We start from the raw sequence: 17,240 nt of genomic DNA on the forward strand, positions 1-17,240 counted from the left end.
TGGTACCTCCTAATAATTAATAAGTTTTATTTTTGTTACTTCTTCCCAGGTTATCTTCCTTAATACATTCCAGAACCGAATATCCTCCGACCAGAGTGCAATCCCCCATGTCACCGGACTGCCCATACCGTATTTGGGCTTTTGAACTCTGAATACGTCCCATGTAAATAAACGGACTTCATCCCACAGATAACCTGAAGTCTCATACCAGATTAACCAGGTATACTCATAACTGAAAGTCAGGTGGGCAGGCTTTATCTCCTCTATTGCTTCGCTCAACTCTCTTAAATTGGCTGGAATACCCCGGATTTCAAAAAATTTGACAATGAATTTGTATTCATCGTAAAGTTCGGTGACAACGGCTCTTCCGCCTGAGAATAATTCAGCCATTTCCTTTATGGTATCCGGTGCTGTAATACCCAAACCTCTTATTTTTCCCAGAACAGCGTTTTTCCTGGTTCCCTCGGGTTTATTTGAGTCAAGAGGTATACCCAGCTCGGTTTCCCACAGTTTCAGCCCCCAGGTGGCAGACTTTACAAAAAGCTGTTTTAGAGTATCCGACATATGTTTGTCCAACTCACCCAGTTCGGCAGAAATTGAATTCTGGATGTCACTCATAATATAGTTTTCAATATAGTAACCCGGCATGTAGGACATCAGATTTTTTTCAGCCGGAATATCCGCAGCTTTACCGCTGAAATCTTCCTTCATTTAAGATACCTCCTGTTCTACAGTCTGAGCTATGTTCACCTCATTCAGAACAGGGCATTCTTCAGCATCAATTTCAATGTCGTCTGTACCTCCGTTGACCTTCATGCTATGGCATCTTTTAACTCCGTCGGTATCCACCAGCATTTTTCCTATCTGCAGGTAATTTACAAAATTATCAATAAATGTGATACTCTTTAAATAGTCAACAATTTTTGTTTTAAATTCCTGCATGATCAGATCCATGGAATGGTCTTTTTCAACTTCAACATTTGCCGCAATATTTATATCCAGTCTCTTTGCAGATTCCACCGTAACATCCGCTCCTAATGGCCTGTTATCATTGATATAGTCCCTTACCGTTTTCAGTAATTCACCCTCCGGGCTTAACGGATATCTATTGCTGTCAACCACAAGGACTTTTACCGTTCCGGCACCGTTCCAAAGCGAAAAAACTTTGGAATCACCTATGCCTGGAACTTCAAGAGCCCATTGCCTGTAATGGTTTTTGTTGCCGCTGGTGGCAGGTTTCCTGACTTTTAAAAGCAGTCTCTGTATAAAATCACTTTCGCTTTCCATGTCCCTGCCTTCGGCTATGGGCCCGGTGTTTTCCACTTTTGTTATGCCGGTGAGCTGAACAGGCAGCTGGGATATGGTTCTGGCAGGAATATTGTATTGCGTCCCTTCAGTGATTGCCCGGATATTGACGACGGCATTTCCCTGTGAAATTATAATCTCCCTGACAGTCTCATACTGCAGACCTGCCTCTGTCTGTACCAAGGTTCCTTCGGGTATTGCCGTTCCGTCCGCCCCGTAAAATGTGACCGCTCCATATGCGCGGGTTCCCGCTTTACGGTATACCCCGTATTCTTCGGCTCGTTTTTGCAGCCATTCACCATAGGCTGTCTGGGCGAATGCCTTTTCCAATATACCGTCAAGTTCTATGTAGTTCTGCGCAAGCTCTATGGCTGCCGGTGCAATTGCATCAAAGGTAAAAGAGCCTTCCGATTTGTCTATATCGGTTTTGATCCTGCCCAGCATCCTATTTTGAAGAAATTCTTTGGTATACATCTCATACATTTATTTTCACCTCCCCGTAATCGGTAATGACGGTAAAGCTTAAGTCCAGTTTATCGCCGCTGAATGTCACATTTACATTTTTAGTACCCTTTATGCCGGAATTAACCTGCAGCGCATCTTCCAGAAGCCTCTTCACTTCATTCCGAACGGTATTTGAGGCATATCCAGCACCTATCAGCTTCTCCAGCTCACTGCCGTAGTTCCACGAATATATCAGATACCTGTACCTCTGGGTTTTCAGCATTTTACATATCCAAACCTTTAAGGCCTCGGCTCCCTCAAGAATCTTCATCCTTCCGTTCTCCAGGATGAACTGATTTTTGCCGAAATCCCAGGCAAATTCCTTTGGTATCTTTTTTTCTTCAACATATTCCTTTGGCTCCTGATAGCTGATAAAAGGAAATATATTTTCACCCATTGCTTTCACCACCTTTTCAAACACCTGTACTTATACGCTAAGCAAACGCATCCGGTCTCACCAGCCTTGCCAGAATGATATACAGCTGCATATCGTAAGTCGGCATGACCGCAAGCATGTCTCCCTTTACAAGAGTATCCTTGAACCATAGGCCGCTGGCTTCACCGACCTTACCTTCAATGTGATAGTCATATGTATCAGCCTCAATGGATTTCATTTTATGGGGATGAGGATGCTGACACGCATTTTGTTCAGTTTCTCCTCCCAGTTTGTCATCCTTGAATACAAGTCTTCCGTTTGCAAAGTATGCTCTTTTATAATCTGCAAGGAGGTAGTCGGCAATCAATATGTTGTTTTTGTCAACCTGTATATCACCCAGTTTAATAATAAGCTCGGGAGGCGGCGCCAAAACCTCTGCCAGCCGGATGGACGGAGGATTGTATTTTGCTCCGTGTTCCTGTATGAGCCCAAGCATTTCAGTATATGGATTATTTGTTTTCAATTTAACCTCCATGTGCCCATTCCGGGCACTATGCACCCGCCCCCGCTTCGGTGCAGATTTTTTCAAAATCCAGAGTTAATTGCATTGTATGCAAGCCCTCTTTCCAGGTATGGTTATCACTGCTTATATAGAAAAGACCCTTTATACCGCTGTAGCTTTCTTTGATCTGAACCGCATTTCCAGTGATACAATCGGTGTTTCCCAGAGCTTCAATTTCACCGTTTCTCTCCATATCCTTAAGCATATTATCAGCTACAGTTGCCGCATTTTTACCGTTTTCCTTCTGATATGCCTCCTGCAAAACACCATATAATTTAACCCAGTCATCGTTTTGCCTTTTACCTGCCATATTGCCCCTGTCATCATAAATTTTGACTGTGTTGATCATGTTTTCTATACTCTCGCTGTACCGCGAACTGCTTATATTTGCCTCCGGGTCCAGCAGATAGTCAACTTTGAGATTTCCCTTTTCTGCAATGCTCAGCTTTCCTTCCTTCATTATGAAAATGTACTGTTTTTTATTTTGCTTTGCGGCATTGTTATAGGCTTCGGTAATTATTTCGTAGGGGGTTTTTCCGATGAATATGCGGCTTTGCTTTATACCTGTGGCAGCAATAGTTCCCTGCGTTATGCCAAAGTCCCGGCATATTCTCCCCGATATCTGCTCTGCTGTCGTATCACGGAAATTATAGCTGGCTTTTGACTTTGTCAGATATATCATTGCATCATAACAAAGCACTTTTGCGGTCTGGCTGCTGAAATCCCTTTCCTGCATAAATACAAATCCCTGAAATATTTTAATGTTATCATCATTAACCAGTGTGATCATACTTCCCGGCGAAATATTAACCCTGGGTATGTTTTTATCATAAGCCGATGCAATAATTTCCAGCTCAACTTTTCGTGCCGCCTGCTGTGAATCTCCGCTCCACCGCACACTGCTGCACAAGCTTGTAATTTCCATTGATTTGCCGTCCTGCGGCAAATAAAACACTTTCATTTATAACACCAACCTCTGACCCGGCTGAAGTCCTTTGGGATCCTTAACGCCATTTTTAGAAGCAATTTCCCTCCAGCGTGAGCCGTCACCGTATTCCTTCTGTGCAATCATCCAGAGTGTGTCTCCGGATTTTACAATATGAGTTTTTGCAGGTTCCCTGACTTGCTGCCGTTGATTTGAGCCGCCTTTATCACTTGAGTTTGTCACGGTATTGACAATGCGGTACTCCTTCAATTCCAGGGTGTAGTATACATCACCGCTGCTATCCTTTTCCCCGTAGGAAAAGTTCTCTATACAGCAGGTAAGGTTGAAACGGGTATTTTGTACATTGAGTATCAGCGGTTTTCCGTCCTTCATCCATCTGCCGAGCAATTCAACGTAATCCTGATAGGGCTGCGGGTCCTCCTTGTTAACCGATGTACAGAACGGGTAGTTCTGTCCCGGAAAAAAGCTGGACAAGGTTATACATACAAGTTTAGGCTTTCCGAAAATATTCAGTTCACCCAGATTTTCAACAGTGACAACCTGGTTGTTGCTGCCTTCCTGTATGGTAAACTCCTCGGGAGAAACCGGCAGGATCAGCTTTTCATCACTGATGCTGTGTATAAGCGATATTTCCATTTAGACCACCCCCATGTTAACAGAGTGCTGTTTTAATTTCCCGACAATTGCTGCAGCCAGCCTGTCGATATCTTCCTTTTCCCGGACTATGATACTGTCAGCCAGTTTGGGTATGGTGATATTTACAGTATCAGGAGCATTCCTGTTTGCAGCGGCTTTGTTAATTTTATTCGGCTGGCTGAGTTTCCTGTATTGCTGAATCGGAGACTCAGACGGGCGCCGTTGAGCCGCTGCGCGTATGGTATTACTTTTAACAGCTGTGCTGCTATTTATTTCCCTGCCGGCTGCTTTGCCGTGGATTTTCTCCCTTTCCACTGTTTTCATCTGAACTTTCCGTGCCTGATTGACATCCTCCCCCAGGGCCCAGTCGGAAATCCCGGATATTACTTTACCTGTGACATTTACCGTGCCGTCAACAGAACCTGAAATAAGTTTAAAAACGGGATTGTTTGCTATTTCATTTAAGAAACTCCTGACCCATTGAAACTTTTGAGAAAACCATTCCATTATGCCGTTCCAAACACCCCTTACAGCTTCTCCAATGCTGCCGATAAAGTCTCCTATGGCATTCCATACAGTCAGAGCGGTGCTTTTTATACCATCCCAGAGATTTGTGAAAAATGCTGCAACAGTATTCCACACCGTAACCACAGCTTCCCTGATTGAATCCCAGTTGGTTCTGATAACCCGCACCAGCGCCAGTACAGCCCAGCCCACAGGCCCCATTGCCAAAAGCACCGCTGTTACGGCTTTCCTCCAGTTGTCTGACAGCCAGGTACCTATCGCTGAAAAAACACCTTTAAACCATGTGATAAATCCCGAAATCGTCTGCTTTACCCTGTCCCAGTTTTTTACCAGCAATATGATGGCGGCAATGAGAGCAATTACCCCAACAACAATCCATGTAACGGGGTTGGCAAGCATTGCCGCATTAAAGCCCCATTGTGCCAGTGTCGCTTTAAGGGTTCCCGCTTTTGCCATGTCAAGGGCTGCCGAGAAGAACACAGCCGATTTAGTCATCATGTCAAAAATCCTTGTTCCCGACTTGCTCAGAAAATCCAGGCCGGATTTTATACTGCTGATTGTATTTTTTGTTTGGTCCACCAGTTCTATGGCCGGTTTGAACACTTTTTTGTCCATGGACATCAGTCCATCCTGGAGGAATTTAAGCTTGCTGTTATCTCCGCCTGTTATTTTGATTATGGGCCCCAGCACTTTTTTATCAAATTCCAGCATGGTTTTTTCTATACTTTTGATTTTCCCCTTGGTCTTATCAGCTATCTCTATCGCAGGAGTAAATACCTTTTTACCCATTGTTTCAAGGGTTTTCATTGTTTCCTGTACTTTAGTCCTGTTTTTCTCCAGATAACTGACTACAATGTCTATATTCCTTAAACCTATTGCTTCTTCCACAATCTCACCGCCTTTACCGATTCTACAGCAGATTCAGCAGCACATATGGGCAGAATGCCTCGGATTCGCATATTTCTCTGACTGCTTCACTTTTTTGCTCATCCTCATACCTTATAAATGCCTCGAGGACTGTTTTTTCACCTGCCGACAGATTGTATGTAGTACCCGGAAGAATACCCTTCTGCCAGTTCCTATAGCAGAGATAGGTAATCCTATCCCTGCCTACAAGTTTTTTATTTCTTCCACCTTATCTTTTCCATAACCGCTTAATTCCTGGATCTGATCATATACAGCCGAAACTTCTCCTATTAGGAACATTTTCTTAAGCAGCTCCATATGGTTTTCAGCATTAAATTTTTTCTGCAGCTCCTTATTCCTTATATCCGGACTTAAAATACATTTTGCCGCAGTTGAATATTTCATCCTTGAAGAGTCCAAATCCACTCCGTCCTTGGTTATGGTCATGCAGTCCCTTTGTATTTCCTCTTCTTCATCCGGCCTTATGGCACGGAAGGTAATAACAAACGGGTGCCTGTACAAATTGCTCAGCCTTTTGATTTCCAGTTCCCTCTCAGGCATACTGAATTCACTTATATCACTTGCCAGAAGCATTTCAGTAAGGTTCATAAATCTACACCTCCATTATTTCCAGAGCCGGAATATCAGTTTTCCGGCTGAATCATATCAAGATAATCAAAGTCGGTAAAAGTAAATGGTGCCTCTACTTCGCCGTTTTTAGCAGCCTCCCAGTCGGCCAGCATCAAATCGTCAAAGCTCACATTCTTGATAACAACTCTTTCAGCTCCTGATGCATCCGGATCAGCCAGCTTTGATATTATTTTGAATCTGATATCTTTTCCATTCTTGAGCACTTCGTCTTTTATTTTAAGGGCAAGACGCGAACTGGTTTTATATAATTTCAGCGTGCCCTTTCCCTTCCATCCGGTGATTTTTGTATCCTGGGCCATTTGTCCGCACAGTTTTACATCTTCCTTCTGTATCTCTATCTTGGCCTGCAAACCTTTGCATTCGCCGACCTTATCATCATCCAGCCATACTTCGCCCCAGGTTCCGTTAATAATTCTCTTTGCATTCATTTTGATCTCCATTCTGCTGCCATGCAGCGACACAAATAGTAATAAAAGCACTAATGTTTGCTTCGCTTTTTCAGCCGCATGCCTCCGCTAAAGATTTATATTGAGGGTAATATCCTCCACCGCATCCAATGGTTTAATATTGGCAGCAAGGAATACCTTGTCCTTTGTATTTGCTTCCTTTATCTGCTGCTCATTCATGCTGCTCACATCAACACCTGTACCCTTCAGGAAATTGCTCTGGACAGGAATATCTATAAAAACCTGATTTTTACCGGGATCCAGAAGATTATCCAGTTCAAGTGCCTCAAAATATGCCTGTATGGCCGATATAAGAAGGCACTTGTTATCATAGCTGTTGGCCACCTTTCCAATATAATAGTCTTCTGCGGTTTTTGTAATATCCTGATTGATAAGATCAAGAATATCCATGATCTTTATCTTTTTAAAATCCTCACCCTTATCCTGGGTCGCAGATACAAAACTATTGACGGCACGCGCTATCTTAACCTTTTCACCGTCATGGTACAGAATAAGTTTTCCGGCGTCTATTGCTTCATTCAATTCGGTATCCTTAAGGTGCGGTACATCGGTAACCTCCGGCAGCACCTGATATGTGGCCGAGATGGTAAGCGGCATACCTGCAAGTATTCCTGCAATTCTGCCGCAGTACTGGCCTGCGGTATAAGTTTTGTCAGCAGTCCGGATACTGTCTGTAGCAAAATTTACAATCCCTTCGTTATCCGAAGCACAATCCGGCAATACGGCTTTCACCTTTTTGTTCCTGCTATTACGCAGCTGCTTGATCCAGGTTGCCACCGTCAAGGTATCCTGGGACGTTATTTCAGGAATGGCAATATAGTCCCATTTTACTGTTTCGAGATAATTCATCGCTTCATTATAGTTTTCCGAACTCATGGAAATGAAATAGGCAATGACTCTTTTAGGCGGGTTGGCTGTCCCCATCATGGCCAACTGTATCTGCTCCCGGTTGTAATCACTTATTCCTGCCGGAATCTCATCAATTTCCGACATGGTAAAAACTCCGGTTTGAGCATCATCTCTCAAAACAAGCGCCACTATGCCTCTTTCTCCCCTTTTAACAGCTGTTATACCTGCTGTTTTGAATGCAATACTGATTTTTGGCAAACCCATAATACAATCCTCCTTTTAAATGTTGCGCTGGTTGTATTCCAGCGATTTCATAATATCGTATTCCCCTTCTACATTATCTTTTTCCAAAAAGCGTTCCAGACGTACGACCAGGTACATGTCCTGCTGGTTCATACCGGCTTCCAGCCTGTTTAGCTCTGCCTTGGTTCCGTCACTTACCGTAAATCCGCTGCTGAATAATCTCTTCAGTTTTACAAATTGTTCAATCTGCTTTTTCCCCTCATTTCTGTCCAGACAGCTTGAATAAAAATGTTGGGTTATTTTGAAGGATAATTTTTCAGCAGACATACCCCTATTTGCATCTGAAAGCTCATATCCGGTCAGAGTTACCAGAATGCTGGGAATATCAAAGCCTGCTTCGGTTCCCGTGCAGTATATCTTTGCCTCCGGCAGGGTATTGTTGATTGAAACCTGAATGCTGCTGTCTATTCCGCTAAAATAGATTTTAACATCCGGGAAAGCCTCGCTTATCAATGTACAAATGGCGTCAAACACATTCTGCATATTAACCTCCCAAGCCACACTAGTGGCTTTGAGCCGCATAGCGGCCACAAAACTGTAATGAAATCTTTTCCTTCCTCATCCGCTATACGGCGAATAAAGGAGGTTATTTTAATATTTTTATTGTCAGGGAAATCTTTACATTCTCTTGTACATCTTTACCTGCAGGCATTTCATACTAATTTCAGTACAAAAAAATTTATAATTCCCGGACAATAAAAAAGCCCTTTGAATAAAAATCCAAGAGCTTTTTTACATTTCTTTACATTTTGCATTTTAACACAAATGTATTTAGGTTTCATCCCGTTTTTGTCCTGCTTTTTACGGACATTTTACTGATATTTCTTGACTCATCTGAGATAGAGTGTTATATTTATTACGATTTGGTAATATACATATTCGGATATTTCTTATTGGTAATATTTTAATCATACAGCAAAATTATTTTAAGGAGGTTTTCATTTGTTTGAATTGATAGAACTGCTTACACAGGTAAATGCACAGATTTTAAGGGCATTGTCGCCTCTTGTAAAATCCAGCGACATATCTGTAACAGAATTGATCATCCTTTGGAAAATCAATAAAAACGGCCCATGTAAAATAACAGACCTCTCATTGAAAACGGGTGTCCCTGCCAGTACTTTGACCAGCTTGTTCGACAGGTTGGAAACAAAGGATTTTTTAACAAGAGCCCATGATAAAAAAGACAGAAGATGCATTCTGATACAGGGTACACCAAAATTAAAGGATATGATTGTATCCCTTGTTGAAAAAGCCGACGGTGAACTAACCACTTTGTTGGACACACTTCCCCCGGAATTCCTGAAACATTTTCTGGAGGATTTGCAGACCCTGCAGAAGCACTTGATAAAAGAAACCGATAATTGAACCGGATTATTGCATTTTTGTAATATGCTTTATAGAAAGGGTTGTCAAAATGACTCAAATCACTCAAACTAAAAATAATCAAAAATGGGTACTGCCTATCCTGGCAGCTTTAATCGGCGGCTTTATGTCGATTCTGGATTCCAGTATTGTTAACGTAGCTATTTCTAAAATGATGCAGGTTTTTAATACAACGGCCAGTCAGATTGAATGGGTCGTAACAGTTTACATGCTTGCTCTGGGTGTTGTAATACCCTTTAGCGGCTGGGCCGGAGATAAATTCGGTTATAAAAAACTATATATTTTTGCATTGTCAATGTTCACTTTCGGATCATTCCTGTGTGCTGTAAGCTGGAGTGTGAATTCCCTCATTATTTCGAGAGTGATTCAAGCTTTGGGCGGAGGTCTCTTAATGCCCACCATGATGACAATGGTTAAAAAAATTGTTCCCACGGGAAGCTTTGGAACCGCAATGGGTATTGTTGGAGTGGCCCTTCTGATTGCTCCGGCTCTGGGTCCCACCATCGGAGGCTACCTGGTTGAATATGTGGACTGGAAATGGATATTTACAATAAATATTCCCATAGGGATTATCGGTATAATTTTATCTGTTTTTTTGCTTCCCAAATTTGAAAAACTGAAGGTAGAAAAGCTTGACCTTGGAGGTGCCGTCACTGCCGTCATAATGCTTTTCAGTCTGCTGCTTGCTCTGAGCAAAGGGAGTGACTGGGGCTGGACCTCAGGTACAACAATCCTTTTACTGCTTATCAGCCTGGCTGCATTTGGAATGTTTTTATTTTTGGAATTAAGGCTTAAAAATCCCCTGCTGAATATAAGAGTTTTTAAAAACAGGAATTTTACAGCGGCAAATATAACAACCTTTATTACCACAGTAGGCTTATTTTCCGGTATATTCTTTGTACCCTTGTTTTTACAGAATATCAAAGGCTTAGGCGCTCTTAATACAGGCCTCATTATGCTTCCGGGTGCTCTGGTTTCCGGTCTGTTAATGCCGGTTATTGGCAAGCTGTATGATAAAACCGGCCCGAAGCCCCTTGCAATATTCGGTATCATAAGTCTTGCCTATACCACTTACATGCTGCACGGCATTGATGTTACAACAAGCAATTCCAAAATCATTTACTGGATGGTTTTAAGAGGTATAAGTATGGCCTTTGCTGCCGTATCCGCTCAGGCCGCATCCCTGGACTCTGTTACAAATTCAGAGGTCGGTGCTGCAACCGCCATATCAAATATCATATCAAGGGTATCAGGCTCCCTGGGAATTGCAGCTTTGACCAGCATATTAACAAGCCGCACCATCCATTATGCCGCACAAATCAGCACCGGCTTAATGTCAGCCGGAAAAACCGTCACTTCACAGACTGCCCGGATTCAAGATGTGGCTTTTGTAAAAGGTCTGGAGGATGTTTTTTTAGCAGCATCCGCTTTGACCATATTTGGACTAATACCGGCCCTCTTCCTGAAGAAAGCTTCCAAAGCACCTGAAGAGAAGGTAATGGATACAGACAGCATAGGTTTGGATATGTGAACACCAGGGGACAAATCCCCCCTTGCAGGTTTTATGTTTCTCGTTGACAGTTTTAAATATACCAAATTACTGAAACAAAAAAATCAGGTCTCATCTATAAACCTGATTTTTAATATGTATTAGATGTTTTCATCATTTTGATTTAGTTTTCTTTCCGCCTTTAATAACTGTTATTTCAACATCCTGCTTTTCAACTTTTGCTGAAATATCATCTACCTTCTTTTCAACAACTGTAAGCTTTTCAAAAGTTTGCTTATACCCATCAAAAACTGCATCAAGCTTATTTTCAAACCTGATTACATCATTTTTCAGGCCTCTTATTTCTTTATTTGTTTCTTTTCTGAATTCATTCATATCTTCTTTGAATTCATTCATATCTTCTTTGAATTCATTCATATCTTTTCTGAATTCCGAAAATTCATCATACATTTTTGTTACTAATTCAAACATTTTATCTTCCATTTGCTACACTCTCCATTCCTCATTTAATTTTACCAAATCATGTTCAAAAATGCCACAGAATAAAAAAGTTTTTCCAAGTTATCTAATTTATAGCTCAAAAGATTGATAAAAAGGGCGGGCTGTCAACCCGCCCTTTTCGGTCCTTTCATATTCATCATAAGCAGCAATAGGTGGTATTGTTAACTTCTGCCATAACCCAAAATAGCCTGTACATCATCTTTTGTAACTACATCAATGGCATAGTTGTAATCCTGGTGAGTACAAGCTTTAATTCTCATTACGCACAAGCTCCCCCTTTCCAGTAATCGCTTCAATCATAATCCATGTGGCAAGCTTAAAACCACACATAAACGACGCTTCAGCGTGCAGAGAATCTACTTCAGAACGTAAGTCCATCAGAGCCTCAAACTCCGCAAATTCATCCTTTGAAAGCTTATTTCTCCACATGTGCATCATTTCGGATATCTTTTTACTTAATAGTGAATAGTCAGGGTCTCTCGAAATGATCAATTCATCAGGGTATATACTCCCATTAAACAGTTCCTGTAATATGGATTTCATAGGCTCACCTCTACGCTGAAGGCTCCAAAAAAGGTCAAAATTTTGATGCTGTCTCTCATACCTTGAATATAAACTTCATCAATTTCAAAACCATGTTTTCTGGTTTCGCCTTCATAATGGCGGTGAATGGTTATAAGCTCAGCTCTCTCAAAACGCTGAAACAGTTCCTCCACCATATTTTCAGTTTTCTCCTGCAATGTACATAATTCAAAATATTGTGAATTGTTTTTTAAACGACTTATTGCAATCTCTTCCCGCATGTTGATAAAGGTTTTAATCATTTTGCTTTCTTCGTTTGTCATAAGCGCCATCCTTTCAGTCAGTTTTCCGGCAAGCTTGATAGGAACTTCAGCGCATGATATAATATTTACGCTGCAATTGCCTTTGGGCGGTTGTCGGTTGGGGAAGTGGCGTGTGTCTTTGTTGGAGAGCGCCGCTTCCTTTTACTTTTTATCCAGGGATTCGTACACCATTCCAATACCCTTGCGAACAATGTCTGAACGGGTGGTATTCAGCTTTTCAGTGCATTTATCGAGTTTTTCTTTTGTATCATCATCCACTCGTATAAATATTCTATCTTTCAAGGAATTATCGGATGGTGGACGCCCTTTTTTCCTTTGCGCCATACATTCACCTCTTTTCTTGTGCGCACATTAATTATAATATTGTGCGTACAAGAAGTCAATAGAATTGTGTTTTTAATTCTGCTTTCCGGATTAGCTGAAGGAATTGATTTGAGCAGCACGTTTTCCATCATTAATTCTCTTACCAATGTGCATCAACGCGTTACCCCTGTTTTAGATTTTGAGACATAGGTTTGGATAAGTGCACCTATCAATGGATTTGAAGAAAATTGGGTGCAATTTGATGAGGGGAAATTCTCCTTGTCATGCCTATTGTTCTTCTGAACCATACAGCCGAAAATGAAGCAGGTTAAAGAGAGGTGGTCGAGATAGGTTGCATGTGGCTAATGCTGCGTTTAAAAAGTATATGTTGTAACGGTTTCATTTTATTAATTTTATGTCTACATAGATGACAAGAAGAAAGGCCACATCAGCCGAAACTGATATGCTCCCTGTCAAGTAGACAGGGAGCATATCAAACTGTGTGACCAATTTATCATTAATGTTTCTGTAGCTTATTATTCTTGATATACAGTCACAGTAAGACCGTTTTCCCCCATTATTTCATCACCTATTTCAACAGTCACTTTTTTTGCTGGAAATATTTCTTTTAACCGTCTCTGCCAAAAGTATTGAATTACTTTTCCAAATTCTTGTATGATTTTATCTACATGGACAGATTCATTACTCGCTTGAAGAAAGAAGTCAGCTAAAGACCAACTATTTACAAACATTTCCACCTTTTCCTGTCACAGTTGAATTGTTTTTCAAGACTATCAATATTGCCATTATAAAATTCTGATATAAATATATACCCCTTAACTTCTATGATTTCCGGGCATAAGAGATTTGCGACAGATATCACTTCTTCAATACCACAGGAGTTCGCTGCGTTATTAATTAGTGTACTACCTCTTAAATTCTTGAACGATTCAATAATACTATTATCCACAATGCTACTGTATATTTCCATATAAACCTCCATTTAATAAACCTATTATTTCAATAAATCACTTGGAACTGAGCCCTCAAGTTTTAAATCTCTTGGATATGAATTTCCATTAGGTGCCTTATCCCAAATTGTAATTTTTACCCTTTCACCGGAAATATCATATATCAACTTCCCTTCACTGTCATATACAAAGGTATGTCCAGCATCGGTCTTAACATAACTATTTGGTGTTCCAGTAAGTGGTCTATTTCCTCCACTTCTACCGCCTGAAGTGATTGTACCTTCATTCTTCAATTTACTTAACATTCCTTGAAAGATTTACAGTACTACTCGTTCCCTCTACAGCCGCTCCTCTCCCGTACATTCCATATGCTGTTGCTCCCACCATCACTGCAGATTTTGCCTTAAATCCTATACTGTTTGCCGTTTTATATATATTGTCCATATCAGCTACTGTTAACTTGGATGCATCAATTTTTTTTACTTTTATATATGCTAAAACGTACGATGAATTTTCCAAATCGGCAATTTGGTCAACACTGTGCGTACCATATAACCATGCAGAATAGTACTTTTGTGAGTCATCCCAATTAGATTTATTCCATTGAGGATTTGCCGACAATATATCTGCCATTGTAGTGTTATCCGTCCCCTGATAAGTTGTGGTTTTACTTATCTCTTCCGCCTGTCTAAATCCTGCAACCGATATATCTGTAACCTTTTTTTCAGGTTTGTATGTATTATTTACCTGTTTTGTGACAGCTGAAGCATTTCTATATTCGGTAGTACATACTATTTTTCCTGTCTTGTTGTCTATATAGCTTTTTACACGGACATCTTGTTGCTTGGAGTTAATTTTACTATTAAATTTTTCATTATCTATAATTGCACTTCCATTTTCTAATTTAAAATCATTGTAGCCGAATTTTACCGATGTACCATTGATAGTTACAGTAACAGAACTGTCACTTGCATTCCATTTTGCGCTTCCATTTGATGCTTTTGCTAAATCCGTGATTTTTGCATCTGCATACCCTGTCGGATCAGTATACATTATGGGTTCATTATGGCAATACGTATACAGGTTCAAACTCAGCGGGTCATTGCGGTCCCCCAGGTAGGTATCCTCCTGCAGGAATCTGGCTGTTGGGATCATACATTCTAGCGTTCAGATAGTAGAGTCCCGTCTCCTTGTCGTACTGGTAGCCTGCATAGGTTATGCTGTTGCTTGTACTTCCTGTTGTGTCGGTTATGTTTCCGAAGGCATCATAGTAGTAGGTCGCAGCTATTGTTCCGTCCGGCCTTAAAAGGGCGGTTACGTCTGCATGTCCATTGTACATATAGTAGTAGGTGGTTCCGTCGGCTGTCCTCATCAGCAGGTTCGTGCCGTAGACATTCCTGCCCTTCTGGGTGTTTGATTGATCTACTTCCAGGACTACCTTGGTATAATCATACAGGTATCTGGTTATTATTCCGTTTACTTTTTTTCTACTCTGTAGCCTTCTCCGTTATAAAGGTTTTCAACTGTGATGCTGCCAGTAATTGTCCGTATAAGCTGATTTCTATTGTCATAGTTATTTGTGACGGTTACTGTTCCGTTTACGGTGGTTGTGAGCTGGTTCCCATTGTTATCATAAGTGTATGCCGTTGTGGTTGTTAGGGTACCATTCTGTTTGGTGGTTACCTGCATAAGCCTGTTCTGTTCATTATAGCTGTATGTATTAAGTGCTGTGTTGCTTCCAAGCTTTACAGTTTCGGTTTCCCTGTTTCCTGCTTTATCATAGGTGTAGGTGGTTTTTGTACCGTTCGGTTCGGTTACTGTTTCCAGTCTGTTCAGCACATCATAGGTATAGCTTGTAGTTCCTTTTGCATCGGTTTTAGTTATCTGGTTATGAGCAGCATCATATGTATAGCTGTAGGTGTCTATTACGCTTCCGTCTGCTTTTTTGTTTGTCAGCGTGTGCAGCAGCCCATCTGCATAGTAGGTGTAGTCTTCTCTTGCTCCTCCGCTGTATACTACACTTTCTCTTGCCCCGTTGCCCAGATAGTTGTAGGTTGTTGTTTTTCCGTCTGCTGTGACAGCTTTCAGTCTGCCTGCTCTGTCGTAGTTTTTTGACAAATTACTTATAGAATCTTAATGTTCCAGAAATAATACACTATTTATTTATATTAGTGGTCTCACAGCGACCTGTGCCAAACACAACCGCCGGCAGTGCCGGCGGTGTAACTGTTTTTGTAAGGTGGTCGGAATGACCTGTTGTGTGTCGGTTGGGTGGTCGAAAAATAGCTCATGCCCTGTGGATTTGGGAGGTGTACAAATAGGTACACTGGTATGTTTGGTTTTTAGAAACATCTAAATGTAACTTCTATTTTAGTTATTATATCCTTCAACTTCTCAGATTCAATAATATATTCACTTATCTCATTTGCTGATTTATATATAACTAATGAATCATAGTTATAAAACTCCATTACCTGGATTTGCTTTTCTTGCCCTTCTCCAAAATGTGTAATTGAGTATTGCTTGTTATTATAAACAAATTCTACTTCTCCACCCCTTCTTACATTGTCGATTAACTCCTCTATAGACTTAAAATTATCATTTGACATAATATTCCTCCAGTTATAATACTAATGTATTATTTAAGTTCAGGTGCTCCATTTGGGTAATTGATTGGGCCACTAAAATCAGGGTTTCCACTTTCATCCCAATTAATATCATGATCATGAGGATTTGTATGAACTTTCGGATTTCCGTGGTCTGTATGATGCCTTTCCTTATTAGCACGACCGTCCTCACCGATTTTAGTTTCTTTATTTTTCGATTTATTAATATCCCCAGGCTCACCAGTTAAACGATCTTTGTCAGACTTTTCAACAGTTTTTTCATAAATATATGTTCCAGCAACAGCAATTCCGCCAATTACGGTTATGATAGGAATAGCAATATCATCAACAACTCCAACTCCAGTCACATCATCAGCAAGTAATCCTACATCTAAAGCTAGAGTCCCTGAAAGTATAATCTCGCTCCTGCTCAAATTATTGTTTTGCTTAAGGACAGGTTTACTCTGTATTATATTGATACTAGAGTTGTTATTATTTTTATTTACTCCCCCACTATTCCCCGTTCCCTGATTACCATTTTTTGAAATACTGCTGCTGTTATTTGATACAGCTGGCGAGGACTTCGGAGTAACACCGGTTATTACTATCTTACCATCTTTAACATCTGTTTTGACTACCCCTCCTGTAGCTTTCTGCAAACTAGATATTTGATTTAACGTATTATTAAATGTCGTATTTGACATTAATATCGTTTTATCGCTAATACCTCCAGATTTTGCTTTTGATGCACTTTGTATCGCAGCTTCCTTAGCATAATCCGGTGCATTCACAGTTGCTGATGTTGATTTCAAATATGTCAATGTTTGATTGCCCACTATGCCATCTGATTTTATTTTATAATCATTTTGAAATTGCTTTATTGCTGCTTCTGTCTTTGAACCAAAAGAACCGTCTGCTTTACCTACATTATAACCAAGCTTTTGCAACATTTCCTGAATTGCAACTACTCCATCACCTTTTGAGCCTACCTTCATGGTTACGTGACCTGTCGGATCAGTATACATTATGGGTTCATTATGGCAATACGTATACAGGTTCAAACTCAGCGGGTCATTGCGGTCCCCCAG

At 40.8% G+C, this 17,240-nt stretch carries 25 protein-coding genes; 2 read left to right on the plus strand and 23 right to left on the minus strand.

Annotated elements, in window-relative coordinates; translation table 11 throughout:
* Positions 1 to 9 precede the first annotated feature (9 nt).
* The 11 genes from T344_RS27800 to T344_RS0107785 all read right to left on the minus strand — a co-directional run bounded on the left by T344_RS27800 (position 10) and on the right by T344_RS0107785 (position 8,513).
* The gene (locus T344_RS27800; protein WP_051571651.1) at positions 10 to 711 is read right to left on the minus strand and encodes a putative phage tail protein; all 702 of its coding nucleotides are present in this window, start codon (positions 709 to 711) and stop codon (positions 10 to 12) included.
* Entirely contained in the window at positions 712 to 1,788 is a 1,077-nt protein-coding gene (locus tag T344_RS0107740) for a baseplate J/gp47 family protein (RefSeq protein WP_027628228.1), read from the minus strand.
* Positions 1,781 to 2,206, minus strand: coding sequence for a DUF2634 domain-containing protein (locus T344_RS0107745; RefSeq protein WP_027628229.1), 426 nt, complete (start codon positions 2,204 to 2,206; stop codon positions 1,781 to 1,783). The genes T344_RS0107740 and T344_RS0107745 overlap by 8 nt, the downstream gene beginning before the upstream one ends.
* Before the next feature lie 37 nt (positions 2,207 to 2,243).
* A complete protein-coding gene (locus T344_RS0107750; protein WP_027628230.1) occupies positions 2,244 to 2,708 on the minus strand; it encodes a DUF2577 family protein in 465 nt (154 codons plus the stop codon).
* A 28-nt stretch (positions 2,709 to 2,736) separates the two neighbouring features.
* Complete coding sequence (locus T344_RS27805; protein ID WP_051571653.1) at positions 2,737 to 3,708, minus strand: XkdQ/YqbQ family protein; 972 nt, start codon at positions 3,706 to 3,708, stop codon at positions 2,737 to 2,739.
* A complete protein-coding gene (locus T344_RS0107760; RefSeq protein WP_027628231.1) occupies positions 3,709 to 4,329 on the minus strand; it encodes a LysM peptidoglycan-binding domain-containing protein in 621 nt (206 codons plus the stop codon).
* On the minus strand, positions 4,330 to 5,742 hold the full coding sequence (locus T344_RS0107765) for a phage tail protein (protein WP_027628232.1): 1,413 nt from the start codon (positions 5,740 to 5,742) through the stop codon (positions 4,330 to 4,332). It lies immediately after the preceding gene.
* Positions 5,743 to 5,964: 222 nt separating this feature from the next.
* Positions 5,965 to 6,369, minus strand: a complete 405-nt coding sequence (locus T344_RS0107770; RefSeq protein ID WP_004623501.1) for a phage tail assembly chaperone — start codon at positions 6,367 to 6,369, stop codon at positions 5,965 to 5,967.
* A 35-nt stretch (positions 6,370 to 6,404) separates the two neighbouring features.
* On the minus strand, positions 6,405 to 6,839 hold the full coding sequence (locus T344_RS0107775) for a phage tail tube protein (protein WP_084331146.1): 435 nt from the start codon (positions 6,837 to 6,839) through the stop codon (positions 6,405 to 6,407).
* An 87-nt stretch (positions 6,840 to 6,926) separates the two neighbouring features.
* Positions 6,927 to 7,991: a phage tail sheath subtilisin-like domain-containing protein gene (locus tag T344_RS0107780; RefSeq protein ID WP_004623561.1), complete on the minus strand. Its 1,065-nt coding sequence runs from the start codon at positions 7,989 to 7,991 to the stop codon at positions 6,927 to 6,929.
* A gap of 15 nt (positions 7,992 to 8,006) precedes the next feature.
* A complete protein-coding gene (locus tag T344_RS0107785; RefSeq protein WP_027628234.1) occupies positions 8,007 to 8,513 on the minus strand; it encodes a phage tail terminator family protein in 507 nt (168 codons plus the stop codon).
* A gap of 459 nt (positions 8,514 to 8,972) precedes the next feature.
* On the opposite strand from T344_RS0107785, the gene T344_RS0107795 reads away from it, so the two are divergent.
* Both T344_RS0107795 and T344_RS0107800 read left to right on the plus strand, forming a co-directional pair.
* Positions 8,973 to 9,398: a MarR family winged helix-turn-helix transcriptional regulator gene (locus T344_RS0107795; protein WP_027628235.1), complete on the plus strand. Its 426-nt coding sequence runs from the start codon at positions 8,973 to 8,975 to the stop codon at positions 9,396 to 9,398.
* Between the two features lie 49 nt (positions 9,399 to 9,447).
* A complete protein-coding gene (locus tag T344_RS0107800; protein WP_027628236.1) occupies positions 9,448 to 10,947 on the plus strand; it encodes an MDR family MFS transporter in 1,500 nt (499 codons plus the stop codon).
* Positions 10,948 to 11,079: 132 nt separating this feature from the next.
* On the opposite strand, the gene T344_RS0107805 is transcribed toward T344_RS0107800, so the two are convergent.
* The 12 genes from T344_RS0107805 to T344_RS29650 form a co-directional block, all read right to left on the minus strand.
* Entirely contained in the window at positions 11,080 to 11,409 is a 330-nt protein-coding gene (locus tag T344_RS0107805) for a hypothetical protein (protein WP_027628237.1), read from the minus strand.
* Between the two features lie 267 nt (positions 11,410 to 11,676).
* Complete coding sequence (locus T344_RS0107815; RefSeq protein ID WP_027628238.1) at positions 11,677 to 11,970, minus strand: DUF6809 family protein; 294 nt, start codon at positions 11,968 to 11,970, stop codon at positions 11,677 to 11,679.
* Entirely contained in the window at positions 11,967 to 12,272 is a 306-nt protein-coding gene (locus T344_RS0107820) for a hypothetical protein (protein WP_027628239.1), read from the minus strand. The genes T344_RS0107815 and T344_RS0107820 overlap by 4 nt, the downstream gene beginning before the upstream one ends.
* 141 nt (positions 12,273 to 12,413) lie before the next feature.
* Positions 12,414 to 12,596: a ribbon-helix-helix protein, CopG family gene (locus tag T344_RS0107825; RefSeq protein ID WP_027628240.1), complete on the minus strand. Its 183-nt coding sequence runs from the start codon at positions 12,594 to 12,596 to the stop codon at positions 12,414 to 12,416.
* A 515-nt stretch (positions 12,597 to 13,111) separates the two neighbouring features.
* Positions 13,112 to 13,327, minus strand: a complete 216-nt coding sequence (locus T344_RS0107830) for a hypothetical protein (protein ID WP_027628241.1) — start codon at positions 13,325 to 13,327, stop codon at positions 13,112 to 13,114.
* Positions 13,318 to 13,566, minus strand: a complete 249-nt coding sequence (locus T344_RS0107835; protein WP_027628242.1) for a hypothetical protein — start codon at positions 13,564 to 13,566, stop codon at positions 13,318 to 13,320. Before T344_RS0107835 ends, T344_RS0107830 begins: the two co-directional genes overlap by 10 nt.
* 24 nt (positions 13,567 to 13,590) lie before the next feature.
* Complete coding sequence (locus T344_RS0107840) at positions 13,591 to 13,839, minus strand: hypothetical protein (protein WP_154669428.1); 249 nt, start codon at positions 13,837 to 13,839, stop codon at positions 13,591 to 13,593.
* A 1-nt stretch (position 13,840) separates the two neighbouring features.
* On the minus strand, positions 13,841 to 14,599 hold the full coding sequence (locus T344_RS31515) for a hypothetical protein (RefSeq protein WP_242842039.1): 759 nt from the start codon (positions 14,597 to 14,599) through the stop codon (positions 13,841 to 13,843).
* A 46-nt stretch (positions 14,600 to 14,645) separates the two neighbouring features.
* Positions 14,646 to 14,918: an RHS repeat-associated core domain-containing protein gene (locus T344_RS31520; RefSeq protein WP_027628245.1), complete on the minus strand. Its 273-nt coding sequence runs from the start codon at positions 14,916 to 14,918 to the stop codon at positions 14,646 to 14,648.
* Positions 14,919 to 15,022: 104 nt separating this feature from the next.
* On the minus strand, positions 15,023 to 15,664 hold the full coding sequence (locus tag T344_RS31525; RefSeq protein ID WP_027628246.1) for an RHS repeat domain-containing protein: 642 nt from the start codon (positions 15,662 to 15,664) through the stop codon (positions 15,023 to 15,025).
* Between the two features lie 224 nt (positions 15,665 to 15,888).
* Complete coding sequence (locus T344_RS0107860; protein WP_034860770.1) at positions 15,889 to 16,155, minus strand: hypothetical protein; 267 nt, start codon at positions 16,153 to 16,155, stop codon at positions 15,889 to 15,891.
* 29 nt (positions 16,156 to 16,184) lie between these two features.
* Positions 16,185 to 17,240 (minus strand): peptidoglycan-binding protein (locus T344_RS29650; RefSeq protein WP_154669429.1); only part of this gene is annotated, 1,056 nt, incomplete at its 5' end.

It is taken from the genome of Ruminiclostridium cellobioparum DSM 1351 = ATCC 15832 (assembly GCF_000621505.1).
GTDB lineage: Bacteria > Bacillota > Clostridia > Acetivibrionales > DSM-1351 > Ruminiclostridium > Ruminiclostridium cellobioparum.